Origin of the sequence: Actinokineospora diospyrosa (genome assembly GCF_024171925.1) — a bacterium.
In the GTDB taxonomy this organism is placed as follows: Bacteria; Actinomycetota; Actinomycetes; order Mycobacteriales; family Pseudonocardiaceae; genus Actinokineospora; species Actinokineospora diospyrosa.
On record NZ_JAMTCO010000002.1, the window covers coordinates 462,070 to 486,101 of the forward strand.

Below are 24,032 nucleotides of genomic sequence, written 5' to 3' on the forward strand. Positions count from 1 at the left end.
CGGCGGACTGCTGACATTTGTCACGCCGTGGCCGTGCGGATCACCCGACGAGCGCTGACCGGTAGTCCTACCGGGCGCACCCATGCCGGCGCACACTTCGGTCCATGAGGGAACCAATCATCGAGGTGCGCGGGCTGCGCTACCGGCACGGCGCGTTCGAGGCCGTGCGGGGCATCGACCTCGACGTGGCTCAGGGGGAGCTGTTCGCGTTGCTGGGCACCAACGGCGCCGGGAAGACGACGGCGCTGGAGGTCCTCGAGGGGCACCGCGCGCCGAGCGAGGGCACGGTCCGGGTGTTCGGCTTGCGCCCGGACGCCGACCGGGCCCGGATCCGCCCGCGCACCGGGGTCCTGCTGCAGGACAGCGGCCCGGGTGCCGAGCTGACCGTGCTGGAGACCCTGCGGCTGTGGCGGTCGCTCACCTCCCGACCATCCGAAGTGGACGCCGCGCTCGCCCAGGCCGGTCTCGAGCGCCGCGCCGACGTCCGCACGAGCAAGCTCTCCGGGGGTGAGCGCAGGCGCCTCGACCTCGCTGTCGCCACCCTGGGTGAGCCGGAACTGCTGTTCCTCGACGAACCGACCACCGGCCTCGACCCCGAGTCGCGGCGGCGAACCTGGGACCTGCTGCGCGGCATGGTCGCCCGCGGCACCACCGTGCTGCTGACCACGCACTACCTCGAGGAAGCCGAACACCTCGCGCACCGGCTCGCGATCCTGCACGACGGGGCGGTCGCGGTCACCGGGACCCTGGTCGACGTGCTCGAACGCGAGGCATCCCGCATCGCGTTCGTTGTCCCGCCCGGGGTTGTCGCGGCAGATCTACCGGTGCTCGTCGGCACCCTTGACCCTGCCGCGTTCGCGGCGGGTCGCGTCGAGATCCGCACTAGGGCTCTCCAGGACGATCTAGCGGCCCTGCTCAGTTGGGCAGCGGCCCGTGATCTGCAACTGGCCCGGCTGCGGGCGAGTCACGCCTCGCTCGCCGAGGTTTTCCACAACGCCCAGGGGGTGGCGGCATGAACCCGGTGTTGGCCCTATCGCGCGCCGAGCTGAACCAGTTGCTGCGGAACAAGACCACTGCCGCCATGGCGTTGGTGCTGCCGTTGGCACTAGGCGCCATGTTCCTCTTCGCGACCGGTGAGCCCGACTGGACGTTCGCGTTGTCGTTGCAGTTGGTCACAGCACAAGGGTTGACCGTCTACGTCAGCACGACCGCGACCTTCGCCGCGCGGCGGCAGGACCTCTCCCTCAAGCGGCTGCGCTCCGGTGAGCTGTCCGACTTGGCGATCATCGTGGGCGTGCTGGCGCCCTGCCTGCTGTTGGGGCTGGCCCAGTGCCTGCTGCTGACCGGCATCGCGTTCGCCGCGGGTGCCCCGGCTCCGGCGAACCCGGCCGGGCTGGTCATCGCCATCACCGGGGGTGTGGCGGTGAACGCGGCGGTCGGGTTGCTCACCGCCGCGTTCACCGCTTCGGCCGAGGCGGCCCAGATCACCACCGCGCCGTTCTTCTTCCTCGCCCTCGGCGGCTCCATCTGGGCCCTGTCGGCGCAGAGCCCCTGGGTGGCCGCGCTCCCCGGCGGCGCCGTCACCACGTTGGTCCGCGGCGGCGAGGTGCTGCCGCCACTCGCGTCGATGGTGCTCTGGACCGTCGTGGCCGCACTGCTCGGCCTGCGGTACGCCAAGTGGGACCGCCGGAACTAGGCGCTGTCCGATCAAGCGCCGTCCTGCTCAAGCGCCGTCCTGTTCAGGTGCTGTCCGGTCAGGTGCTGTCCCGCGAAGGACAGCACCTGACCGCCGCTAACCCAGCTGGGGGACCCGGTCGCCGAAGCGCTCCAGCAGACCGGCGTTCGCCGCGTCGCCGCCCTCGACGTTGGAGCTGCGCCACAGCGGTAGCTCCACCCCCGCCGCGGTGGCCTTGTCGAACACCCGGGCCAGCACCTGGTTCCACAGGAACGCGTTGCTCAAAGTGGACAGCGACGCGGTGACCGGGGACTCCGCCGGGTAGCTCACGTCCCCCGGGCCGGTCAGCGTGTCCAGGATGATCGTGGCGTTGAGCGACAACTTGGTGCCCGCCCGCGGCGGGGTGTCGGCCGACGCCGCGGGCGAGGTCACCGCCACCACCGGGACCCCGGCCTCCAGGGCGGTCAGCGCCAACTCCACCGGGTAGTGGTTGATCCCGGAGTTGGAGAAGATGAACAGCACCTCGTGCCCGGAGCGGGTGACCAGCCCGAACACCGAGCGGGCCAGACCGGGCCGCCGCTCCGCCGCCGTCGCCCGGCGCGCCCCACCGAAGACCTGCAGGTCCTCGGTGAACAGCGGCCGCACGTTGGCGAGCCCGCCCGCGCGGAAGAACGTCTCGGCCACCGCGGCCAGCGAGTGCCCCGCCCCGGCGGTCAGCACCAGCCCGTCGGCCCGGATGCCCGCGAGCACGAGGTCGGACACGTCGTCGAGGGCGTCCGCGTTGTGCTCGCCGACCCTGGCCAGGTGCGACAGGACCTGGTCGCCGTAGACGTCTACCGGCATGGTGCCTCCTTTGTCTGAATCAGCTGAGTTCCTCGGGACGGTCCGCGTCGGCGCCGTCGGCCACGTCCCCGCACGGGACGTCGGTGACCGGGTGCCTGGCCAGGTAGGGCCGCGCGCCGGTGTCGCCGACGGCCAGCTCGGCGACCCCCGCCCAGTGCGCGCGCCCGAGCAGGACGGGGTGCCCGGGCACCCCGGCGTAGGAGGCCCTGGCCAGCGCGTCCGGCGCGGCGAGGGCGGAGAGGCGGGCGACCGCGGCCGCGGTGACCCCGGGGGTGTCGACCGGCAGCACGACCACGGCCTCGGCGTCGCTGTCCACCAGCGCGCCGAGCCCGACCCGCAGCGACGAGCCCATCCCGGTGGTCCAGACCTCGTTGCGCACGACGACCGCGGGCAGCGGCGGCACCCGCTCGGCCCCGGCGCCGAGCACCACGACCCTGGGGTGACAATCCGCCAGCGCGGCGAGCGCGTGCTCGACGAGCAGCCCGCCGCGGTAGGGCACCAGCGCCTTGGGCATGCCGAAGCGCCTGCCGCCGCCCGCCGCGAGCAGCAGGCCCGCCGTGCGCACGCCGTCGGGAACCGCCATGGCGGCAGCCTAGAGGCAGCTACCGCAGATGATCGAGTAGCAAGCCCGTCATCAGGTCCGGAGCCTCCTGCGGCACCCAGTGCGACACCTCGTCGACCAGCTCGAACCGGTATGGACCATTAACCCATTTGCCGCAGCTCAGGGCCGCTGTCGACCCGATCGCGACGTCCTCGCCACCCCACACGTACATCGTCGGCACGGTCACCGGGTCCGGTGCCACATTCCACCGTTCGGCCCGGAACCAGTTGAGCGCGGCGGTCAGCGCGCCCGGCTCGGCGAGCCGGGACACGTACTCGTCCACGGCGGACTGGGGGATCCGGTACTCGAACATCTGCCGCAGCGCGGCGGCGCCGTCGGCCAGCAGCCGCCGCTCCGCCGAGCGCTCCTTGAGCACCGGCACGTGCTGCGAGCGCAACCGCTGGTCCTCGTCCTCGCGCAGCGCGGCGGCCAGCGCCGAGGGGTGCGGGGTGGACACCGCGGTCAGCGTGCGCAGCCGCCCCGGGTGCGCGGCCGCGGTGTGCCAGGCGACCACGGCGCCCCAGTCGTGCCCGACGAGGTCGAACTCGGTCCACCCCAGCGCGTCCGCCACCGCGAGCACGTCGCCGACCAGGGCGTCCACCTGGTAGTCGGCCACCTCGTCCGGCCGCACCGACGGCGAGTAGCCGCGCTGGTCGAAGGCCACCGCGTGCAGCCCGGCGTGCCCCAGCACGTCCACCTGGTGCTCCCACGCCACGGCCGCCTGCGGGAACCCGTGCAACAACAGCACCGGTTGCCCGTCCGGCGGACCCGCGCTCACCGCGTCGAAGGTGCCCGCCTCGGTGCTGATCTGCCGGTACTCGCTCACCGCGGCAGGTTACCGAGGCCCCTCGCGGCGGGACGCGCAGGAAGCCGTGTCCTCGCCTCATCCAGCCTTCCGCGCAGCCGGATGACCGGCAGCACCGGACCGGCGACGGACATCACTCCACCAAGCCGAATCGGCCGTTTGCGCGAAGATTGTGGTGTGACCCCATCGACCGGGCCGCGGCCGACGATCTCGGTGTACGGCGAACCCAGCCCCGCGCGTGCCGTGGCCCTCGTGCTGCACGGCGGCCGCGAGCACAGCCACGCCCCGACGTCCCGCTTCCAGCTCGCCTACCTGCGGATGGTGCCCTTCGCTAAGGCCATCGCCCGCCGCGGCGCCGGGCACGGCATCGCGACCTGGTTGCTGCGCGACCGCCTCCGCGGCTGGAACGCCCCCGATCTCGACCCGGTCCACGACGCCCGGTGGGCCCTCGACGAGGTCCGCCGGGTCCACGGTGACGTCCCGGTGGTGCTGGTCGGGCATTCCATGGGCGGGCGGGTCGCGCTACGGGTGGCCGACGACCCGTCGGTGATCGCGGTCTGCGCGCTGGCCCCGTGGACTCCCCAGGGGGAACCGGTCGAGCAGCTCGCCGACCGTGAGGTGCTTATCGCGCACGGGGTGCTCGACCGGATGACCGACCCTCGACTGTCCTACGACTACGCGCGCCGCGCCAAGGCCGTCACCGACCGGGTCGCCCGCTTCGACGTGCACGGTGAACGGCACGCCATGCTCCGCCGCGCCGACCAGTGGACCCGGCTGGTGACGGGCTTCGTGCTCGGTGCCTTCACCACCCAACCGGGGGACCCCCGGATTACGAATGCCATGCGTCAGCCCTCACCGGAAGGGCTGCGGGTGCCGCTCTAGGCGGCTGCCGGGAGGAGGAGCGCAGTGACCGGTGGCGACAGACGGCGGGTGGCGGTCATCGGGAGCGGTGTCGCGGGGCTCACCGCCGCCCACCTGCTCCAACGCCGCTACGACGTGACCCTGTTCGAGGCCGACGAGCGCCTCGGCGGGCACGCGCACACCCACGAGCTGACCACGCCCGACGGCGGGATCACCCAGGTCGACAGCGGGTTCATCGTGCACAACGAGCGCACCTACCCGAACCTGCTGCGGCTGTTCGGCGAGCTCGGCGTGGCCACCCGCGACACCGAGATGTCGATGAGCGTGCGCTGCGACGGCTGCGGCCTGGAGTACGCGGGCGCCCGCGGCTTGGCGGGCGTGTTCGCCCAGCCGCGCAACCTGGCGCGCCCCCGGTACCTGGCGATGCTCGCCGAGGTCAAGCGGTTCCACCTGCACGCCCGCCGGGTCCTGCGCGCCGACCTGGACGAGATCACGCTGCGCGGGTTCGTCGTGGTCGGCGGTTACTCCCGGTACTTCGTCGACCACTTCCTGGTGCCGCTGGTGTCGGCCGTCTGGTCGGCCGGTCCCGAGCTGAGCATGCGCTACCCGGCCAAGTACCTGTTCCGCTTCCTCGACCACCACGGGCTGCTGTCGGTGAGCGGGTCGCCGACCTGGCGCACGGTCGTCGGCGGGTCGCGGACCTATGTGGACCTGGTGGCCAAGCAGCTGACCACGGTGCTCACCGGCACCCCGGTCCGCGTGTTGCGCCGCCACAGCGACCACGTCGAGGTCCGCGACGACGCCGACCAGGGCCACCGGTTCGACCGCGCCGTGATCGCGACCCACCCCGACCAGGCGCTGCGCATCCTCGCCGCCCCCACCACGGCCGAACGCGAGGTGCTCGGCGCGATCGAGTACTCGACGAACGAGACGATCCTGCACACCGACCCGTCAGTGCTACCGCGCTCGGAGAGGGCAAGGGCCTCGTGGAACTACCTCAAGCCCGCCTGCGCCTCCGACGATGGGCCTGTCCGGGTCAGCTACCACATGAACCGGCTGATGGGCCTAGTAGAGCCAGAAGACTACGTGGTCACTCTTAACGCTGCCGACCTTGTTCCCGACAAGGCCGTGCTGCGGAGGATGACCTACCACCACCCGATCTACACGCCGGAAATGCTTGAGGCGCAACGCAAGCTGCCCAGTCTCAACGACGGCATCGTCGCCTACGCCGGTGCCTACCACGGTTGGGGCTTCCACGAGGACGGTTGCGCTGCCGGTGTCCGGGCAGCGGCGTCGCTCGGATCTGGTTGGGACGAATGACCCCGGCGCTCTATGACGCGCGGGTGCGCCACGTCCGCATGGAGCGGATCGACAACACCTTCGAGCACCCCGTCTACCTCTGGTACGTCGACCTCGACGACCTGCCCCGGTTGCCCAGGTGGCTCCAACCGTTCGCGCGCTTCCAGGCCCGTGATCACCTCGGCGACCCCAACAGGTCCATCAAGGACAACGTGACTCTATGGCTGGCAGGCCAAGGGGTTGCCGTCACCGGCCGGGTGCTGATGCTCACCAACGCTCGCGTCCTCGGGCACGTGTTCAACCCTCTTACCGTCTACTGGGTGCACGACGCCGCCGGTGCTCTTGAGTGCGTGGTTGCCGAAGTCCACAACACCTACGGCGAACGGCACTGCTATCTGCTGCGGACAGACGAAACGGGCCGCGCTGACACCGACAAAGAGTTCTACGTCTCACCTTTCCTCGAGATGGGTGGGCACTACCAGATGCGGTTACCCCGACCCGGCCAACGCCTGTCGCTCACGGTCACGTTGCGGCAGAACGGCACCGTCCCGTTCACCGCGACCCTCACCGGCACCCACCGCCCGGCGACCACGGCCGAGGTCGCGCGCATGGTCGCCCGCCGCCCCCTGATGACCCTGCGGGTCACCGCGCTCATCCGCGCGCACGGCATCGCGCTGTGGCTGCGCCGGATCCCGGTGGTCCGCCGCCCCCGCCACGCCAGGCAAGAAGGAGTCCAGTGACCGAGCTGACGACCCGCCCCGCCCCCGCCCACGACTGGGGCGACCTGTTCACCCCGCCGTGCGACCCCACCCGCGCGCGCATCGCCCAGGCCCTGTTCCGGCACGCCGTGCGCGGGCTGCCGGTCCGGGTCGTCTTCCCCGGCGGGCGCAGGCTCGGCGCGGGCGGCCCCGACTCGCCGGTCATGCGGGTGCACCGGCCCTCGGCGTTCTTCCACCGCCTCGGCGTCGACGCCAAGATCGGCTTCGGCGAGGCGTACATGGTCGGCGACTGGACCAGCACCCGGCTGGCGGAGCTGCTCACCGTGTTCTCCGCGCGGATGGCCAGGTTGATCCCCAAGCCGCTGCAGGTGTTCCGCGGCCTGGTCGACCGCAGCCAGCCCGCCGCCGAGGAGAACACGCTCACCGGGTCGCGGCGCAACATCCACCGGCACTACGACCTGTCCAACGAGCTGTTCGAGCTGTTCCTCGACGAGACCATGACCTACTCCTCGGCCTGGTTCGAGCCGGGCAGCACCGACCTGGTCGCCGGTCAGCTGCGCAAGATCGACGGCGTGCTCGACTACGCCGGTGTCCGCCCCGGCGCGCACGTGCTGGAGATCGGCACCGGCTGGGGCGCGCTCGCCGTGCGCGCCGCCCAGCGCGGGGCCCGGGTCACCTCGCTGACCATCTCCGCCGAGCAGAAGGCCCTCGCCGAGCGGCGGGTCGCCGAGGCTGGCCTGTCCGACCGGGTGCAGGTGCTGCTGCGCGACTACCGCGAGGCCCACGGCAGCTACGACGCCGTGGTCAGCGTCGAGATGATCGAGGCGGTGGGGGAGCGGTACTGGCCGACCTACTTCCAGTCGGTGGCCCGGTTGCTGCGCCCCGGCGGCCGCTTCGGCCTGCAGTCGATCACCATCGCCGACGACCGGCTGCGCGCCACCCGGGGCACTTACACCTGGATCCACAAGTACGTCTTCCCCGGCGGCATCATCCCCTCGCCCGAGGCCATCGAGCGCTCACTGGCCGGGACCGGGCTGCGGGTCCAGCGGCACCGCGACTTCGGCACCGACTACGCCGAGACGCTGCGGCAGTGGCGGGAGCGGTTCCTGGCCAACTGGGCCGGGGTCGCCGCGCTCGGGTTCGACGCGACGTTCCGCCGGATGTGGGAGTTCTACCTGGCCTACTGCGAGGCCGGGTTCGCCTCCGGCTACCTCGGCGTCCGACAGCTGTCGCTGGCCGCCGACCCGGGGTGATCTTGGTCGGGTCCGTGCCCGTACCTTGTCGGCGCGTGGCAACCCGGCGTGGTCGTCCCGCGTCCAGGTAGCTGTACGGGTATTTAGGTGTGCGGTCGGCGAGGTGGGAGAATCCCACGGTGGGGGGACGGTCTGTGACGGGCCAGGTTCGTAGGCTGCTACTGGTGGGTGGGACGCGATGAGCTACGGGCAGCAACCGGAGCGGCGCTACAACCCGACCCGGAAGATGGAGCAGCCTGGCTCCGACCGCAGGCCCCCGCCCTACCGGCCGGAGCCCGCGGTCCCGCAGTATCAGCCCGACCACGCCGGGGCCTTCCAGGTGCCGCGCAACCAGCCGCCCGCGCGACCCGCCCGCCCGGCTGGTCGGTCCCAGCCACCTCAGCCGCCCCAGCCACCCCAGCCGCCGGGTTCGTCCGGGCACAAGCCGTACGGCACCCCGCCGCCCCCGCGTCGGCGCAGGCGCAAGGGCCGCATCGCGCTGATCGCGCTGGCGGTCGTCGTCGCGCTGCTGGGCGGGCTGTGGATCTACCTGGAGAACGCGCTGAACCGGGTGGAGGCGCTCACCGACTACGAGGGCCGCCCCGCCGCGGGCGCGGGCACCAACTGGCTGATCGTCGGGTCCGACAGCCGCGAGGAGCTCTCCGCCGAGGACGAGGCGCGGCTGGCCACCGGTGACGCCAAGGGCAAGCGCACCGACACGATCATGCTGATGCACCTGCCGGACAACGGGACCAAGCCGACGCTGGTGTCGCTGCTGCGCGACTCGCTCGTGGAGATCCCCGGCAAGGGCCAGAACAAGCTCAACGCCGCGTTCGCCTTCGGTGGCGCGCCGCTGCTGGCCAAGACCGTCGAGCTCTCGACCGGCCTGCGCCTCGACCACTACATCGAGATCGGCTTCGGCGGCTTCGCCAACGTGGTCGACGCCGTCGGCGGGGTCGAGATGTGCCTCGCCGCGCCGATCGAGGACCCGCTCGCGGGCATCAACCTCCCGGCTGGCTGCCAGGAGCTGGACGGCGCCAACGCGCTCGGCTACGTCCGCACCCGCAAGGGGCCGCGCGCCGACCTGGACCGGGTGATCCGCCAGCGCGAGTTCATCGGCGCGCTCACCGACAAGGCCACCAGCTTCGGCACCCTGGTCAACCCGTTCCGGCTGTTCCCGCTGCTGTCCAGCGCCCCGGACGCGGTCACCCTCGACGAGGGCGACCACCTGCACAACCTGCCCAGCCTGGCGTTCGCGATGGGCGCGGGCGACGGGCTGGTCACCACGACGGTGCCCTTCAGCGGCTCGAAGAGCGTCAAGGGCGTCGGGTCGGCGATCCTGTGGGACAAGGCCAAGTCCACCAAGCTGTTCCAGGCGCTGCGCACCGACGCCGAGGTGCCCGCGGACGTCATCGTGGCCCCGCCGAAGTAGTCCGCGCCGCGCCGGGACGGCCGGACTGGGCCGTTCGGCCGTGTCCGGGTGACGTCCCGCGCACCTGTTCTGGTGACGGAGGGCTGCCCTACCCTCGCCGTCGGCGACCGAGACCCGGTCGCCGACTAGGAGGAACCTGTGAAGTCCCTGCTCACCCGCGGCATCGTCGCCGCGGCGCTGGCGGTCTGCGCCGCCGTGGTGGTCCCCGGTGCGGCCTCGGCCGCCACCGAGCCGCCGCCCAAGGTGACCAAAGGCCCGTGCCAGTACACCGAGACCCCGGAGGACCCGGCCGCGCGGCCGGTGCCGCTGCCCAGGGACCCCAAGCGCACCCCCAACCGCGGCACGGTCAAGGTCGACCTGCCCACCAGCCAGGGCCACCTCGGCCTGACCCTGGACCGGGCCAAGGCGCCGTGCACGGTGCAGAGCTTCCTGCACTTGGCCGAGCACCGGTTCTACGACTTCACCACCTGCCACCGGCTCACCACGTACCCCACCCTCAAGGTCCTGCAGTGCGGCGACCCCAAGGGCAACGGCGAGGGCGGCCCCGGCTACAAGTACAAGGACGAACTCCCCACCGACCTGCCGAACTGGCCCGGTGACACCACCGGCACCCGCAAGGTCTACGCCCGTGGCGTCCTGGCCATGGCCAACGCAGGCCCCGCCACCAACGGCAGCCAGTTCTTCCTCGTCTACGGCGACTCCCGCCTCCTGCCCAACTACACGGTCTTCGGCTCCGTCGACACCCGCGGCCTCACCACCCTCGACAAGGTCGTCGCAGGCGGCATCCAGCCCACCCCCGACAACCCGACCCCCGTCGACGGCACCCCGGTGAAAACCACCAAGATCCTCCGAGTCCACGTCCCCTGCTAACTCGTCGGCGGGCCGGTCCCTCCAGGCCCGGCCCGCCCCGGCTGGAATGCCCTTGCCGCATCGGGTGGCCCGCGCGCTCAGGTAAGCCCGCCACGCGAAACCCCTGCTACGGTCGCTTTCCGTCACAGTGTCGACCTCGGGGGTGCGCATGGCCAAGCGGATCCGGTTGGCACGCCTGCGAAAAGCCTCCGGCTACACCCAGGAGAGCCTCGCCGAGGCGCTGGGCGTGGACCGCACCACGGTCAGCACCTGGGAGGCGGGGAGCCACGAACCGTCCCCGCACCTGCGGCCGGGACTGGGCAGCCTGCTGGCTGTCTCACGCCGCGAACTCACCGACATCCCCGACGAGGCGAACGGAGTTGTGCGGTCGAGCGGCGGCTCGGCGGAGATCCGCCGGAGCCAGCAGGAGTGGCTGCGGACACGGCGAGCGGAAGGCGCTCGGGGGCGGGAACTGAGCGAACTGGCCGCCTGGCTCTACCCGGAGTCCGCGCGCGGCCCCGGCGGCCACGTCCTGCGTGGGCCCGGTTGGCTGCTCGACGAGCCGGTCGAACTGGATGGTGTTCGGCTGGGGTGGGCCGAGACACCGCCGCCGCCCGGGCCGGTGGTGGAGCACGTGCTGCCGCTCACCGATCGGGGAACGCCCTACGGCGACTACAGCCGGGCGGTGCGCGACCTCGTGCGGCCGCGGCTCATGGAGAACCGCCCCAGCTACCGGTTGACCGGGATCGACACCTCGGCCGGACTCGCCCTCGACTTCGGGCTCACCACCTTCTTCGCCGCTTTCGACGCGAAACAAGCGGTGGCCCACGAGTTCAAGGCGGCGTGGACGCGCGGCGGCCGCGCCCTGCCGTCCTGGGGTGAACTGCCGATCCGCAGCGGGATCGGCGATCCGTTCGACCCGGCGCGGTGGTTGATGTCGCCCGGGATCTCGACGCTCACGGTGCGGCGGGACAGCCGTGGGGCGCACCAGTTCGTGCTCCACGAGCGGGACGGGGCCAAGGTCGCCGACGGCGGTGGGCTCGCGCACGTCATGCCCGCGGGCGAGTTCCAGCCGGTGTCCGATCCCGAGGTGGACTTCTCGCTGTGGCGCAACATCATGCGGGAGTTCTCCGAGGAGTTCCTCGGCAACCCCGAGCACGACGGCAGCGCCTCGGGTCCGGTCGACTACGCCGCCGCGTCACCGTTCCGCGAGCTCACCGAGCTGCGCGACCGGGGTGATCTCACGGTCTGGCACTACGGGCTGATCATGGAGCCGCTGGAGCTGGGCGCGAGCCAGTTGACCGTCGCCGTGGTCGACGGGGACGAGTTCGACTCGGTGTTCGGGCACGGCGAGATCGTCAATGATGAGGGCACCGCCGTGCGGCACGCTTTCACCGGGGACACCATCTCCCGGCTGGAGCCCCGGTTGTCCGGCAGCGCGCTGACCCTGCTCCGCCTCGCCTGGCGGGACCGCAAGACGTTGCTTTAGGCCGTTCGCGCGAGGCGTTCGCGTAGGACTTCTAGGGCCTTGTCCGCGTGCACGGCCATTCGCAGTTCGCTCTTAATAGCGGCCAGCACCGTGCGGTCGGTGTCGATGACGAAGGTCATCCGCTTGGTCAGCAGGGGGCCGAAGCGGCGCCGGACGCCGAACTCGGTGGCTACCGTGCCGTCCGGGTCGGCCAGGAGCGGGAAGTCGAAGGAGTTGATCTCCGAGAACTGGGCCTGCTTGGCGATGCTGTCCGGGCTGATCCCCACCCGGTGGGCGCCCACCTCCGCGAATTCGGCCGCCAAGTCCCGGAAGTGGCAGCTCTCGGCGGTGCAGCCACCGGTCATCGCGGCCGGGTAGAAGAAGAGGACGACCGGGCCCGTCTCCAGCCACTCGCTCAGCGTGCGCGCGGTGCCGGTCTCGTCGGACAGGGTGAAATCCGGTGCGGTGTCGCCCGTCTTCATGTGCGGGGTCCTCTCTTCGGCGGTAGCGGGAAGAACCCGCTGGTGCGTGCCACGTAGTCGGCGTAACCGGGCCGACTCGACGACAGGTGTTGTTCGGTCAGGGGTTTGCCGGTGCCCTTGGCGAGCAGGTAGGTCATGAGCACCGGTGACGCCAGGGTGGCGGCGCCGAGCCACGAGTGGCACGCGGTGAGGTACACGCCCCACCACACGCACGCGTCGCCGAAGTAGTTGGGGTGGCGGGTGTAGCGCCAGAGCCCGGTGTCGAGAACGGTCCCCTTGTTCGCCGGGTCGGCGGCGAAGCGGGCCAGCTGCCAGTCTCCCACGGCCTCGAAACCGAAGCCGATCAGCCACACCACCACGCCCAGGTAGCTCAAGAGGGTAAAGGTGCCGTACTGCGCCGCCTGCAAAGGCAACGACACGAACCACATGATGGCTGCCTGCGGAAGGAAGACCCGCCGCAGCATGTGCAGTCGCGGATCGCCCTTGGCGTCGCTGAGGATCTTGACGTACCGGCGGTCCTCAGGCTTGCCGCGATTGCGCCGGTGGATGTGCGCTGAAAGCCGAACACCCCAGACCACGACCATGGCCGTTACCGTCAACCGCAGAGCCAAGTCCCCTGTGGACACAAAGAACGTCACGACCGCGATCGCGGCGAAACCCAGGCCCCAAATAGAGTCGATCGTGTCGTACCGCCCTCGGGCAGCGCTGACAGCAAAGGTAGCGCCAACGACGACCACGACGGTCGCCAGCGTAAGAAGCAGGATCACACCGACTCCGACGCAAGCAGCTCCGAGCGCGTCCGAGGTACCCCCGCGATACCCGACACCGTTGGCCTTACCGCCAACACCTGATGCACCCCGACCCGGTTCTCAGCGAACGCAAGAGCGCTACCGGCCATATAGAGCCGCCACACCCGCGCGGTGGTCTCACCGGCCAACGCGACCAACTCGTCCCACTTCGACTCCAGCGTCCTGCCCCACGCCTGGCACGTCCACACGTAGTGCTCGCGGAACGCCTCCACGTCGCGGACCTCCAGACCCGCCTGCTCCAGCAGATCCACAGTCTGCCCTACCGGGCGCATGTTCATGTCCGGCGCGATATAGGTCTCGATGAACGAACCGCCACCCTGCTCCACGGCGCCCCGCGACATCTGCTGGAGCAGCAACCGCCCCTGCGGCTTAAGCATCCGGAACAGCGTCGCCGCATACAGCGGGTAGTTCTCGGCGCCGACGTGCTCGCCCATCTCCAGGGTCCCGATCGCGTCGAACGGCTCGTCAGCCAGCTCGCGGTAGTCCTGCAGCCGCACCTCGACCTGGTCCGCGAGCCCCTCGGCCGCGATCCGCGCCAGCACGAACTCCCGCTGCTCCTTCGACAGCGTGATCGCGGTGACGTGCGCGCCGTGGTGCTTAGCGGCGTGGATCGCCAAGGAGCCCCACCCGCACCCCACGTCCAGCATCCGCGTCCCCCGCCGCAACCCCAGCTTCACGCAGACCAGCTCCAGCTTGTCGCGCTGGGCATCCTCAACGGTGTAGTCGGGGGCGTCCGAGGTCCAGTAGCCGCACGAGTAGGCCATGTTGGGGTCGAGGATGCGCTCGTAGAACGCGTTGGACATGTCGTAGTGGTGGGCGATCGCCGCTTGATCGCGGTCGCGGGTGTGCTTGCGGCCCGACAGCCGGGCCTCCTCCGCGGGCGGCTTGGGTCGCGGCCCGACCAGCCCCAACCGGAACCCGGCCGCGACCAGCGCCACCTTGTCCTTGGTGGACAGCTTCCGCAGCGCGCCCTCGCGGGTCAGCGCCCAGAACCGGCCCAGCGCCTCGCCGAGGTCGCCCTCGACGTCCAGCTCGCCGGACACGTACGCCCGCGCCAGCCCCAGCTCGTCGGGGTTCCACAGCAACCGCCGCAGCGCCCGCCGGTCCCGCACCACGGCGACCGGGCCGCCCGAGGGACCGGCCTCGCTGCCGTCCCACGCGCGCAACCGGATCGGCAGCGCCCCGCCGAGCACCCGCTCGGCGACCTCAACGAGCACCGGGGCGACTGGGGATGTGGCCACGCGCGACTCCCATCTTCAGGTGAAACCGACCACGGGTCATTCGGACTCGGCGACGCCGGGGATGGGTCGGCGTGGCAGCATCCGGTGGCGTGGACACCGCCGCCGCCCGGGGGAACCGGCTCGCCAAGGTGATCACCGAGGTGCTCTCGCCCGCGGTGGTCGTGCTCGTCCTCCCGCTGGTGGTGGCCTGGACGGCCACCGCGCACGACCCGGCGCTGACGCTGCTGTGGGGCCTGGAGGTCGCGCTGTTCTCGAGCGTGCTGCCGATGGTCTTCATCATCCGCGGCGCCCGCTCCGGCCGCTGGGACACCCACCACGTGCGCGACCGCGAGCACCGCCTCGTCCCGCTCGCCGTCGGGCTGGCCTCCACCGCGGTGGGCATCGGGATCCTCGTCCTCGCCGACGCGCCGCGCCAGGTGCTCGCGCTGTCCGTGGCGATGTTCGCGACCCTCGCCGTGTGCGTGGCGATCACCCAGCGCTGGAAGGTCTCGCTGCACGCCGCCGTGGCCGGGGGAGCGGTCGCCATGGTGGCTCTGCTGCACGGGCCGTGGTCGCTGCTGCTGGCCGCGCTCGTCGCCCTCGTCTGCTGGTCGAGGGTGGTGCTCGGCGACCACACCGTCGCGCAGGTCGTGGTCGGTGCCCTGCTGGGGCCGCTGGTGGGCGGGCTGGTGTTCCTCGCCATCACGTGACGCTGAGTGGAGTGACCGGGCCGCCCTCACTCGAATGGCGGGTATCGGCTGAGGAAGCTTCAGGTTCCGCCGGAGTGGTCGATGGGATACCAGTGGGGGTCTCGGCGGATCCGGGAGGCGTTCTTGGGTGACGAGTCCGCGCGGCTGGCCGCGTTGCACGAGTACGGGGTGCTCGACACCCCGGCGGACGCGGAACTGGCCGCGGTCGTGCGGGTCGCGGCGGTGCTGGCCGGGGTGCCGACGGCGACGCTGAACCTGCTCGACGAGCACCGCCAGTGCCAGTTGACCACCGTCGGCTTCGAGGGCGCCGACTCCGCCCGCTCGGACTCGATGTGCGAGGTCGTGGTCGCCACCGGTGCGCCGGTGCACGTCGCCGACGCCAGCCTCGACCACCGGTTCGCCGCCAACCCGTGGGTCACCGGGCAGTTGGCCAGGGTGCGCGGCTACGCCTCGGTCCCGCTGACCACCCCCGACGGGCACGTGCTGGGCACCCTGTGCGCGTTCGACAGCGCCACCCGCGAGTTCACCGACACCCAGATCACCGCGCTGGAGGAGCTGGCCACCGTCGTGCTCGCCCTGTTCGAGCGGCGCAAGCAGGCCAGGGTCACCGCCGCGTTCGCCGCCGAGGCCGAGTCGGCGCGGGCCCTCGCCGAGGGCTACGCCCGACAGGTTGAGGCCCGCCAGCAGCTGACCGACGCCGTGCACGAGTCGATCGACGTGGCGATCGTGGTCTGCGACGAGTCCGGGCGGCTGAGCATGTTCAACCGCGCCGCGCGCGAGTGGCACGGCCTCGACCCGGACGCTGGCCTGGACTCGGCGGACTGGGCGGGCCGCTACAGCCTCTTCGCCCGCGACGGCCGCACCCCGCTCGCCGTGCCGGAGATCCCGCTGTTCCGCGCGCTGCACGAGGGCAAGGTCGTCGATCAGGAGATCGTCATCGCCCGGGTCGGCCGCCCGCCGGTGCGGGTGGTGTGCACCGGCCGCGCGATGCGCCGCCACGACGGCGGCCTGCTCGGCGCGGTCGTGGCGATGAGCGACGTGACGGTGGAACGCGCCCAGCGCCGCGAACTGGCCGACCGCGAGCGGCTGCTCACCACCGTGCTCGACACCGCCCAGGACGCGTTCGTGGTCACCGACCCCGACGGGGTGGTCACCCGCTGGAACCCGGCGGCCGAGGCGATGTTCGGCTGGTCCTCGATCGAGGCGGTCGGCAGGCGGCTGGAGGAACTGGTCTTCCCGCAGCGCACCGACGGCGAGAGCCTGCTCGCCCGCGCGGCCCTGGGCAGCACCCGCCTGGTCCGCGTCCCGGCCCGCCGCCGCGACGGCACCGGGCTGCTGGTCGAGCTGAGCCTGGCCCCGTTCACCTGGCAGGGCGAGAAGCGCTTCCACGCGTTCCTGCGCGACGTCACCGAGCGCGAGGCGGCCCGCGAGCGGCTGGCGATGGCCAACAGCGAACTGGCCGCCGCCAACGACGAGCTCGACCGGTTCACCGCGATGGTCGCCCACGACCTCAAGAGCCCGCTGACCGCGATCTCCGCCTACGCCGAGGTGTTCGCCGACTCCGGCGAGCGCGGCCCCGGCGAGACCAAGGCGATCGCCGCGATCACCCGCGCCGCGCACCGCATGACGTCCATGATCGACGACCTGCTCGACCACGCCCGCGCCTGCCACGAGCCGCTGCGCCTGCAGTCGCTCGACCTGGACACCGTCGTCGACGACCTGGCCGGTGAGCTGCGCGCCGCGCGCGACCACGTCACCATCACCCGCGACCGGCTGCCCGCCGTCCCCGCCCAGTCGACCCTGCTGCGCCAGGTCATGGCCAACCTGCTGGGCAACGCGGTGAAGTACGTCGCCCCCGGCGTCGACCCGCGCGTGCACGTCAGCGCCGAGACGACCGACGGGTGGGTCACCATCCGCACCACCGACAACGGGATCGGCATCAGCCAGGACGCCAGGGACAAGGTGTTCGCCCTCTTCCACCGCGAACACGCGGGCGCGGGCTACCAGGGCACCGGAATCGGCCTCAGCACCTGCAAACGCATCATCGACCGCCACGGCGGCCGCATCTGGATAGAACCAGCCCCCGGCGGCGGCACCTCGGTCTGCTTCACCATCCCGTCGCGCAGCCACTCGGCCCCACCACAACGCGCAGGCGGCGACCGCCAGGCGGCCCACCGCTCCTGACCGTCTGGTGTACGGTTCCGTCGTGCGCAGGCGGATCTCCTCGGTCGGGCAGGTGACGATCTCGGTGGAGCGCACCGAGCGACCGTGGGACCTCGACGTGGACGCGCTGGTCGTCTCGGTCGGCAGCGGGCTCGGGCAAGTGGGCGTCGCGCTCGCCGGGCACAGCCAGGAGTTCGAACGGCTGGTGCGGCCGGTCGTCCTGGAGGCCGTCGAGGTGGACCAGCCGATCACCCTCCGGGTGCGGACCTTGGGGCGCGTCCGGATGGTGATCTTGGCGACGCCGCACGGCCCTTCCGGGCGGGTGTCGGTGAAGTCGGTCGCGTTGGCCACCCGGGCCGCGATCCGCGAGGCCGCCCTGAACGACGCGCTGGAGGTCGCGCTGCCGTTCATGGCGACCGGTGATGTGGGCATGGCACCGGAGGACGTCACCGACGCCGTGGTGCGGGCGGTGCGCGAAGCCGTGTCGACCAAGCTCACCGGACGGCTGCTCGAGGTGGTGTTGTTCGGCCGGGAGCACTGGGTCGACGAGTTCGCCTACCGCGCGGGCGCCGACTACCCGGCCGAGCCGGGTCCGGTGCCCGCCGACCTGGCCGGAGGGGCCAGCACCGACCTGGTCGACCCGAACCAGCCGATCCCGCTCGAGCGCGACCGCCTCGGCGTCGGCACCTACGCGGCCATGCTCGCCGCCGTGATCGCCGACCGCGCCACCGAGACCCCGCTGTCGGTAGGGGTGTTCGGGCCTTGGGGCAGCGGCAAGAGCTTCCTCATGGGGCTCGTGCACGGCCGGATCGTCGCGCTGTCGCGGGACGGTTCGGACCGCTACTGCGCCACCGTCGCGCAGATCGGCTTCAACGCCTGGCACTACGCGGAGGCCAACCTCTGGGCGAGCCTTGCCGACGTCATCTTCGCGGGTCTCGCGGGCACCGGACCACACCGGGACGAGTTGAGCCGGGAGCTCGCCAAAGCCGATCGCCTGCGCGAGGGCTTGGCGGCCACGAGCAGCCGGGCGCAGGCCGAGGTGGCCCGGTTGAAGGCCGAGATAGACCGGGCGGACGCCGACCACGTGGTGGGCGCCCGCGAGGTGCTGGCCGCGTTGGGCCGATCCGAGCTCGTGAAGGAGAGGGCCGACGCCACCTGGCGGCACCTCGGGGTCGCCGACGAGGTCGAGCGGGCCCGGCTGCTGTCGGCGCAACTGCGCGACGTTCACGGCGATGTGACGGCGGTGCGCGAACTCGCCCGCACCCGTCGGGGCAGGACGGCGTTGTGGGTGGCCGCCGTCGTCCTCGGTGTCAGCGCGGGCGCGGCGCTGCTCGTCCCGGTCGCGACGATGCTCGGCGGTGCGGTCAGCGCCGTGATCGCGGCCTTCGGCATCGGTGCGCTGGCCCGAGCCCGGAAGGGGCTCAGCGAACTGCGCAGGCTCGGCGAGGACCTCCGGGCGGGTCTGGCCACGCCCGAATCCACGGCGCTGATGGACAACCTGCGCGTGGCCGAGGCGGAGCAGGAGGTCGCCACCGCCCGCCTCGACGAGGTGGTCGCGCGGATCGGCGAGCTGGGCAGGCACCTGGTCGACACCGACCCGGGGCGGCGGGTGGCGGCGTTCGTCGCCGACCGGGCGGACGGCGACACCTACACCCGCGGTCTCGGCGTCGTTTCCACGCTGCGCAAGGACTTCGAGCAGTTGGTGGCGCTGCTCGCCCAGTGGCGGGCCACCCCGGTGGGTGCGCAGCGGCCGGTCGACCGGGTCGTGCTCTACATCGACGACCTGGACCGGTGTCCGCCGCGGCAGGTCGTCCAGGTGCTCGAAGCCGTGCACATCCTGCTCGCCATGGACCTGTTCGCCGTCGTGATCGGTGTCGACCCCGGGTGGCTGCGGCGCTGCGTCGAAACGCACTACGCCGATGTGCTCGGCGCGGCCACCCCGGCCGACTACCTCGAGAAGATCATCAACATCCCGTTCACCCTGCCGCCGATGCCCGACGGCAGCCTGGGCACCCTGCTGCGCTCCATGGTCCCCGTCGAGGCGGCACCCGCCGGGGGCGCGGCCAGCGGAGCGCGCACCGATGTCGAGCCCACCCCGTCGGTGACCGCGGCCGAGCTCACCGCGGAGCCGGGGTCCGAGCTCGGCGCGGACGACCCCGGCAGCCCTGCGCTGGCCCTCACCGAGCGTGAACTGGTCCTGCTCACCGCGCTCGACCCGCTGATCACCACCCCGCGGGCGGCCAAGCGGCTGCTCAACACCTACCGGATGGTCCGCGCGACCAGGGACCTCGCCGACGCGGCGACCTTCCTCGGGGACGAGGCGGCACCAGGTGACCACCAGGCGGTCATCGTGCTGCTCGGCATAGTCGCCGCCGTCCCGTCCCTGGTCGACGAGGTGTTGTCCGCGCGGCCACCAGGGCCCGGCGGGGGCGGGCTGCTGCACCGCGATCCGACGAGCCGGTGGCGCGACTTCGTCGCTGACCTGCGCCCGGTGGACGGTGTCTGCGCGGTCGCCGGTGTTCTGCCGCCCGAACGGGTGGAGCTGTGGACGCGCCTGCACACCGGCCTCCGCCTGGTGACCGAACTGGTCACCCTGCCCACGGTGGAGAGGTTCCACGTCTGGGCACCGCACGTGCGGCGGTTCAGCTACGCCTGACCTAGTAGTCCGTGCGGTCCAGCCGGGTGGTCCAGGCGGTGAACGGGTCCGATTCGGTGCCGGGGCGGAGTTGGTCGATCTTCAGCGGCCAGGTGTCGCGGGGGCGGCTGAGGACGTCGTAGAACTCGCGGTCGGCGAAGCCCGCTTTCTCGGCGTCGTCGCGGTCGGCGGCGTAGATGACCTGGTCCAGGCGGGCCCACAGGGAGGCCGAGAGGCACAGCGGGCACGGTTCGCAGGAGGAGACCAGCAGGCACCCGTGCAGCCGGAAGTCGCCAAGGGCCTGGCAGGCGGCGCGGATGGCGACGACCTCGGCGTGCGCGGTGGGGTCGGTGTCGGCGGTCACCCGGTTCACGCCCCGGGCGATGACCTCGTCGCCGCGCACGACCAGGGCGCCGAACGGGCCGCCGCCGGTGGCGACGTTGGCGGTGGCGAGGTCGATGGCCTCGGCCAGCCAGCGCTCGGTGCTCATCGCAGCGTCCGGCTGCGCCCGCGGAACTCGGCCACGACTTCATCCTCCCGGGTGACGGTGACGTCGTAGACGCCGCTTCGGCCGTACACCGTGCGTTCGGTCGCGGTGGCCACCAGTTCGTCACCGAGGCGGACCGCGGCGACGAAGGTGATGTCGGCGCCCGCGGCGACGGTCACCGGCCCGTGGCTGTTGCACGCGCAGGCGAACGCGGTGTCGGCCAGCAGGAACACGTACCCGCCGTGGCCGATGCCGTGCCCGTTGACCATGGTCTCGGTGATCCGCATGGCCGCGCTCGCCCGACCCGGCCCCGCGCTGAGCAGCCGGATCCCCGCCGCGGTCGAGGCGAGGTCGTCCGCGAGCATCCGGACCACCGACTCAGGTATCACCGAACCATCCTATGACCGTAAGCTCAGCCACACGGTACTTGCCCGTCCGAAAGTAGGACGTCAAACTATTCTGGTACGTCCCACACCCGGGAGGCCCCATGTCCGCCGAGCTGTACCGACCGGCCAACCCGGTCCGGTTCGTCACCGCGGCCAGCCTGTTCGACGGCCACGACGCGGCCATCAACATCATGCGCCGGATCCTGCAGTCGCAGGGCGCCGAGGTCATCCACCTCGGGCACAACCGCTCGGTGCGGGAGGTGGTCGCCGCCGCCGTCCAGGAGGATGCGCAGGGCGTGGCCATCAGCGCCTACCAGGGCGGGCACGTCGAGTACTTCAGCTACCTGGTCGAACTGCTCGCCGAGAGCGGCGCCGGCCACGTCAAGGTCTTCGGCGGGGGCGGCGGCGTCATCGTCCCCGAGGAGATCCGGCTGCTGCACTCGCGCGGCGTGGCGCGCATCTTCTCCCCGGAGGACGGCCAGCGGCTCGGCCTGGCCAAGATGATCAACTCGATGGTCGAGGCCTGCGACTTCACCCCGCCCGGCGAGCTCACCCGCGAGGCGCTGCTGGCAGGCGACCACGCCGCCCTCGCCAAGGCCATCACCCGGATCGAGGCGGGCACCCTCCCCGCGGACGTCCGCGCCGCCCTGGACCCCGGCGCGCAGGCCGCCAGGGCCGTCCCCGTGCTGGGCATCACCGGCACCGGCGGCTCCGGCAAGTCCTCGCTGACCGACGAGATCGTCCGCAGGCTGCGGCTGGACCAGCAGGACAAGCTGCGGATCGCGGTCATCGCCGTCGACCCGACCCGCCGCCGCGGCGGTGGCGCGCTGCTCGGCGACCGCATCCGGATGAACTCGCTGGAGGGCGACCGGGTGTTCTTCCGCTCGCTGGCCACCCGCGGTGCCGGGTCCGAGGTCCCCGAGGGCCTCGCCGACTCGATCGCCGCCGCCAAGGCCGCGGGCAACGACCTGGTCATCGTCGAGACCCCCGGCATCGGCCAGGGCGACGCCGCGATCGTGCCCTACGTCGACGTCTCGCTGTACGTGATGACGCCGGAGTTCGGCGCCGCCTCGCAGCTGGAGAAGATCGACATGCTCGACTTCGCCGACGTGGTGGCGATCAACAAGTTCGAGCGCCGCGGCGCCGAGGACGCCCGCCGCGACGTGGCCCGCCAGCTGGTGCGCAACCGGGAGGCGTTCGGCAAGTCCTGGGAGGACATGCCGGTCTACGGCACCAGCGCCGCCACCTTCAACGACGACGGCGTCACCGCCCTCTACCAGCTGCTGCGCACCCTGTTGGCCGACAAGGGCGTCCAGTTCACCGAGGGCGTCCTGCCGCACGTGGACGGCAAGGTCTCCACCTCGGCCGCCACCGTCGTCCCGGCCCAGCGCGCCCGCTACCTGTCCGACATCGCCGACACCGTCCGCGGCTACCACCGCAAGACCGACCAGCAGGTCGATGCCGTCCGCGAGCACTCGGCGCTCACCCTGGCGCACAAGGCCCTCGAGTCAGCAGGCGCGTCCACAGAGGACATCGAGAAGCTCGCCGCCGAGGCCGCCCGCCGGGTGGAGCGCGACACCGAGGACCTGCTCGCCCAGTGGCCGTCCACAGTGGAGCAGTACCGGGCCGAGGAGCTCGTGGTCAAGGTCCGCGACAAGGAGCTGCACACCCAGCTGTGGCGGGAGACCCTGTCCGGCAACAAGGTCCCGCGCGTCGCGCTGCCCCGCTTCGACGACCAGGCGTCGCTGACCCGGTTCCTGCGCAAGGAGAACCTGCCCGGCTCGTTCCCGTTCACCGCCGGGGTGTTCCCGTTCAAGCGCGAGGGCGAGGACCCGGCCCGCATGTTCGCCGGCGAGGGCGACGCGTTCCGCACCAACCGGCGGTTCAAGCTGCTGTCGGAGGGCAACCCGGCCACCCGGCTGTCCACCGCGTTCGACTCGGTGACCCTCTACGGCCGCGACCCCGACACCCCGCCGGACGTCTACGGCAAGATCGGCACCTCCGGCGTCTCGATCGCCTCGCTCGAGGACATGAAGGCCCTCTACGACGGCTTCGACCTCACCGCGCCGACCACCTCGGTGTCGATGACGATCAACGGCCCGGCGCCGACGATCCTGGCCTACTTCCTCAACACCGCCATCGACAAGCGGATCGACACCTTCGTCGCGGCCGAGGGCAGGCAGCCAACCGAGGACGAGCGCGCCGCGCTGACCGCGTGGGCGCTGGCCAACGTGCGCGGCACGGTGCAGGCCGACATCCTCAAGGAGGACCAGGGCCAGAACACCTGCATCTTCTCCACCGAGTTCAGCCTGCGGATGATGGCCGACATCCAGGAGTGGTTCATCCGCAACAAGGTCCGCAACTTCTACTCGGTGTCCATCTCCGGCTACCACATCGCCGAGGCCGGGGCGAACCCGATCAGCCAGCTCGCCTTCACGCTGGCCAACGGGTTCACCTACGTCGAGTCGTACCTGGCCCGCGGCATGGACATCGACGACTTCGCGCCGAACCTGTCGTTCTTCTTCTCCAACGGCATGGACGCCGAGTACTCGGTGATCGGCCGGGTCGCCCGCCGGATCTGGGCGGTGGCGATGAAGCAGCGCTACGGCGCCGCCGAGCGGTCGCAGAAGCTCAAGTACCACGTGCAGACCTCCGGGCGCTCGCTGCACGCGCAGGAGATGAACTTCAACGACATCCGCACCACGCTGCAGGCCCTGTGCGCGCTCTACGACAACGCGAACTCGTTGCACACCAACGCTTTCGACGAGGCGATCACCACGCCGACGGAGTCCTCGGTGCGCCGCGCGATGGCGATCCAGCTCATCATCAACAAGGAGTGGGGCCTGTCGATGAACGAGAACCCGCTGCAGGGTTCCTTCGTCATCGACGAGCTGACCGACCTGGTAGAAGAGGCGGTGCTCACCGAGTTCGACCGCATCTCCGACCGCGGTGGCGTGCTGGGTGCGATGGAGACCGGCTACCAGCGCGGCCGCATCCAGGACGAGTCGATGCTCTACGAGCACCGCAAGCACGACGGCACCCTCCCGCTGATCGGCGTCAACACCTTCCTGCCCGCCAAGGGCGAGGAGGACGAGGTCGTGGAGATCGAGCTGGCCAGGGCCACCGAGGACGAGAAGCGCTCGCAGGTCGAGCGCACCCGCGACTACCAGCAGCGCCACCGCGACGAGGCCACCGCGGCCCTGGCGCGGCTGCGCGAGGTCGCCGCCTCCGACGGCAACGTGTTCGACGTGCTGATGGCCGCCGCCCGGGTGTGCACCCTGGGTCAGATCACCGAGGCCTTCTTCGAGGTCGGTGGGCAGTACCGGCGCAATGTGTGATCCTGGGGCTCGGTGCGG

21 protein-coding genes are annotated in these 24,032 nt (G+C 71.6%); 13 read left to right on the forward strand and 8 right to left on the reverse strand.

Features of this window, described 5'->3' with window-relative positions:
- The first annotated feature begins 104 nt into the window (after positions 1-104).
- Positions 105-1,016, forward strand: a complete 912-nt coding sequence (locus tag LV75_RS04560) for an ABC transporter ATP-binding protein (protein ID WP_253885337.1) — start codon at positions 105-107, stop codon at positions 1,014-1,016.
- Positions 1,013-1,696, forward strand: coding sequence for a hypothetical protein (locus LV75_RS04565; protein ID WP_253885338.1), 684 nt, complete (start codon positions 1,013-1,015; stop codon positions 1,694-1,696). The genes LV75_RS04560 and LV75_RS04565 overlap by 4 nt, the downstream gene beginning before the upstream one ends.
- Before the next feature lie 96 nt (positions 1,697-1,792).
- Here the strand turns inward: LV75_RS04565 and LV75_RS04570 are convergent, their stop codons facing one another.
- The 3 genes from LV75_RS04570 to LV75_RS04580 are packed head-to-tail and all read right to left on the reverse strand — an operon-like array spanning position 1,793 to position 3,945.
- Complete coding sequence (locus tag LV75_RS04570) at positions 1,793-2,518, reverse strand: sugar isomerase domain-containing protein (protein ID WP_253885339.1); 726 nt, start codon at positions 2,516-2,518, stop codon at positions 1,793-1,795.
- A 19-nt stretch (positions 2,519-2,537) separates the two neighbouring features.
- The gene (locus tag LV75_RS04575; protein WP_253885340.1) at positions 2,538-3,101 is read right to left on the reverse strand and encodes a nucleotidyltransferase family protein; all 564 of its coding nucleotides are present in this window, start codon (positions 3,099-3,101) and stop codon (positions 2,538-2,540) included.
- A 19-nt stretch (positions 3,102-3,120) separates the two neighbouring features.
- The gene (locus LV75_RS04580) at positions 3,121-3,945 is read right to left on the reverse strand and encodes an alpha/beta fold hydrolase (RefSeq protein ID WP_253885341.1); all 825 of its coding nucleotides are present in this window, start codon (positions 3,943-3,945) and stop codon (positions 3,121-3,123) included.
- Positions 3,946-4,101: 156 nt separating this feature from the next.
- Between LV75_RS04580 and LV75_RS04585 the strand changes: the two genes are divergently transcribed.
- From LV75_RS04585 to LV75_RS04615, 7 genes are all read left to right on the forward strand, one after another.
- Positions 4,102-4,806, forward strand: a complete 705-nt coding sequence (locus LV75_RS04585) for an alpha/beta hydrolase (RefSeq protein ID WP_253885342.1) — start codon at positions 4,102-4,104, stop codon at positions 4,804-4,806.
- Between the two features lie 24 nt (positions 4,807-4,830).
- Entirely contained in the window at positions 4,831-6,105 is a 1,275-nt protein-coding gene (locus tag LV75_RS04590; RefSeq protein ID WP_253885343.1) for an NAD(P)/FAD-dependent oxidoreductase, read from the forward strand.
- The gene (locus LV75_RS04595) at positions 6,102-6,824 is read left to right on the forward strand and encodes a DUF1365 domain-containing protein (protein WP_253885344.1); all 723 of its coding nucleotides are present in this window, start codon (positions 6,102-6,104) and stop codon (positions 6,822-6,824) included. The genes LV75_RS04590 and LV75_RS04595 overlap by 4 nt, the downstream gene beginning before the upstream one ends.
- On the forward strand, positions 6,821-8,056 hold the full coding sequence (locus tag LV75_RS04600; protein WP_372504133.1) for a class I SAM-dependent methyltransferase: 1,236 nt from the start codon (positions 6,821-6,823) through the stop codon (positions 8,054-8,056). Before LV75_RS04595 ends, LV75_RS04600 begins: the two co-directional genes overlap by 4 nt.
- A 178-nt stretch (positions 8,057-8,234) precedes the next feature.
- A complete protein-coding gene (locus LV75_RS04605; protein WP_253885345.1) occupies positions 8,235-9,467 on the forward strand; it encodes an LCP family protein in 1,233 nt (410 codons plus the stop codon).
- Between the two features lie 177 nt (positions 9,468-9,644).
- Positions 9,645-10,337 (forward strand): peptidylprolyl isomerase, encoded by a 693-nt coding sequence (locus LV75_RS04610; RefSeq protein ID WP_253885481.1) that lies wholly within the window; start codon positions 9,645-9,647, stop codon positions 10,335-10,337.
- A 148-nt stretch (positions 10,338-10,485) separates the two neighbouring features.
- Complete coding sequence (locus LV75_RS04615) at positions 10,486-11,805, forward strand: helix-turn-helix transcriptional regulator (protein WP_253885346.1); 1,320 nt, start codon at positions 10,486-10,488, stop codon at positions 11,803-11,805.
- Here LV75_RS04615 and LV75_RS04620 read toward each other — a convergent pair.
- Genes LV75_RS04620 through LV75_RS04630 form a run of 3 tightly spaced genes read right to left on the reverse strand, consistent with a single transcriptional unit; the run spans position 11,802 to position 14,316 of the window.
- Positions 11,802-12,266, reverse strand: coding sequence for a peroxiredoxin (locus tag LV75_RS04620; RefSeq protein ID WP_253885347.1), 465 nt, complete (start codon positions 12,264-12,266; stop codon positions 11,802-11,804). The two genes, LV75_RS04615 and LV75_RS04620, sit on opposite strands and share 4 nt — an antisense overlap.
- Positions 12,263-13,033 (reverse strand): DUF1295 domain-containing protein, encoded by a 771-nt coding sequence (locus LV75_RS04625; RefSeq protein ID WP_253885348.1) that lies wholly within the window; start codon positions 13,031-13,033, stop codon positions 12,263-12,265. Before LV75_RS04625 ends, LV75_RS04620 begins: the two co-directional genes overlap by 4 nt.
- Complete coding sequence (locus LV75_RS04630; RefSeq protein ID WP_253885349.1) at positions 13,030-14,316, reverse strand: class I SAM-dependent methyltransferase; 1,287 nt, start codon at positions 14,314-14,316, stop codon at positions 13,030-13,032. The genes LV75_RS04625 and LV75_RS04630 overlap by 4 nt, the downstream gene beginning before the upstream one ends.
- Before the next feature lie 71 nt (positions 14,317-14,387).
- Between LV75_RS04630 and LV75_RS04635 the strand changes: the two genes are divergently transcribed.
- The 3 genes from LV75_RS04635 to LV75_RS04645 all read left to right on the forward strand — a co-directional run bounded on the left by LV75_RS04635 (position 14,388) and on the right by LV75_RS04645 (position 19,824).
- On the forward strand, positions 14,388-15,005 hold the full coding sequence (locus LV75_RS04635) for a hypothetical protein (RefSeq protein ID WP_253885350.1): 618 nt from the start codon (positions 14,388-14,390) through the stop codon (positions 15,003-15,005).
- Between the two features lie 81 nt (positions 15,006-15,086).
- Complete coding sequence (locus tag LV75_RS04640; RefSeq protein WP_253885351.1) at positions 15,087-17,189, forward strand: GAF domain-containing sensor histidine kinase; 2,103 nt, start codon at positions 15,087-15,089, stop codon at positions 17,187-17,189.
- A 22-nt stretch (positions 17,190-17,211) separates the two neighbouring features.
- The gene (locus LV75_RS04645) at positions 17,212-19,824 is read left to right on the forward strand and encodes a P-loop NTPase fold protein (RefSeq protein WP_253885352.1); all 2,613 of its coding nucleotides are present in this window, start codon (positions 17,212-17,214) and stop codon (positions 19,822-19,824) included.
- Between the two features lies 1 nt (position 19,825).
- On the opposite strand, the gene LV75_RS04650 is transcribed toward LV75_RS04645, so the two are convergent.
- Together LV75_RS04650 and paaI are read right to left on the reverse strand one after the other, a co-directional pair.
- Positions 19,826-20,293: a nucleoside deaminase gene (locus LV75_RS04650; protein ID WP_253885353.1), complete on the reverse strand. Its 468-nt coding sequence runs from the start codon at positions 20,291-20,293 to the stop codon at positions 19,826-19,828.
- Positions 20,290-20,655: a hydroxyphenylacetyl-CoA thioesterase PaaI gene (gene paaI / locus LV75_RS04655; RefSeq protein ID WP_253885482.1), complete on the reverse strand. Its 366-nt coding sequence runs from the start codon at positions 20,653-20,655 to the stop codon at positions 20,290-20,292. The genes LV75_RS04650 and paaI overlap by 4 nt, the downstream gene beginning before the upstream one ends.
- 122 nt (positions 20,656-20,777) lie before the next feature.
- On the opposite strand from paaI, the gene icmF reads away from it, so the two are divergent.
- Positions 20,778-24,014, forward strand: coding sequence for a fused isobutyryl-CoA mutase/GTPase IcmF (gene icmF, locus LV75_RS04660; RefSeq protein WP_253885354.1), 3,237 nt, complete (start codon positions 20,778-20,780; stop codon positions 24,012-24,014).
- Positions 24,015-24,032: the final 18 nt, after the last annotated feature.

Bases quoted from the DNA above. Each gene is read 5' to 3' on its own strand.
- LV75_RS04560 (WP_253885337.1), top strand. From the start codon at position 105: ATGAGGGAACCAATCATCGAGGTGCGCGGGCTGCGCTACCGGCACGGC.
- LV75_RS04565 (WP_253885338.1), top strand. From the start codon at position 1,013: ATGAACCCGGTGTTGGCCCTATCGCGCGCCGAGCTGAACCAGTTGCTG.
- LV75_RS04570 (WP_253885339.1), bottom strand. From the start codon at position 2,518: ATGCCGGTAGACGTCTACGGCGACCAGGTCCTGTCGCACCTGGCCAGG.
- LV75_RS04575 (WP_253885340.1), bottom strand. From the start codon at position 3,101: ATGGCGGTTCCCGACGGCGTGCGCACGGCGGGCCTGCTGCTCGCGGCG.
- LV75_RS04595 (WP_253885344.1), top strand. From the start codon at position 6,102: ATGACCCCGGCGCTCTATGACGCGCGGGTGCGCCACGTCCGCATGGAG.
- LV75_RS04605 (WP_253885345.1), top strand. From the start codon at position 8,235: ATGAGCTACGGGCAGCAACCGGAGCGGCGCTACAACCCGACCCGGAAG.
- LV75_RS04615 (WP_253885346.1), top strand. From the start codon at position 10,486: ATGGCCAAGCGGATCCGGTTGGCACGCCTGCGAAAAGCCTCCGGCTAC.
- LV75_RS04620 (WP_253885347.1), bottom strand. From the start codon at position 12,266: ATGAAGACGGGCGACACCGCACCGGATTTCACCCTGTCCGACGAGACC.
- LV75_RS04640 (WP_253885351.1), top strand. From the start codon at position 15,087: ATGGGATACCAGTGGGGGTCTCGGCGGATCCGGGAGGCGTTCTTGGGT.
- LV75_RS04650 (WP_253885353.1), bottom strand. From the start codon at position 20,293: ATGAGCACCGAGCGCTGGCTGGCCGAGGCCATCGACCTCGCCACCGCC.
- paaI (WP_253885482.1), bottom strand. From the start codon at position 20,655: ATGCTCGCGGACGACCTCGCCTCGACCGCGGCGGGGATCCGGCTGCTC.
- icmF (WP_253885354.1), top strand. From the start codon at position 20,778: ATGTCCGCCGAGCTGTACCGACCGGCCAACCCGGTCCGGTTCGTCACC.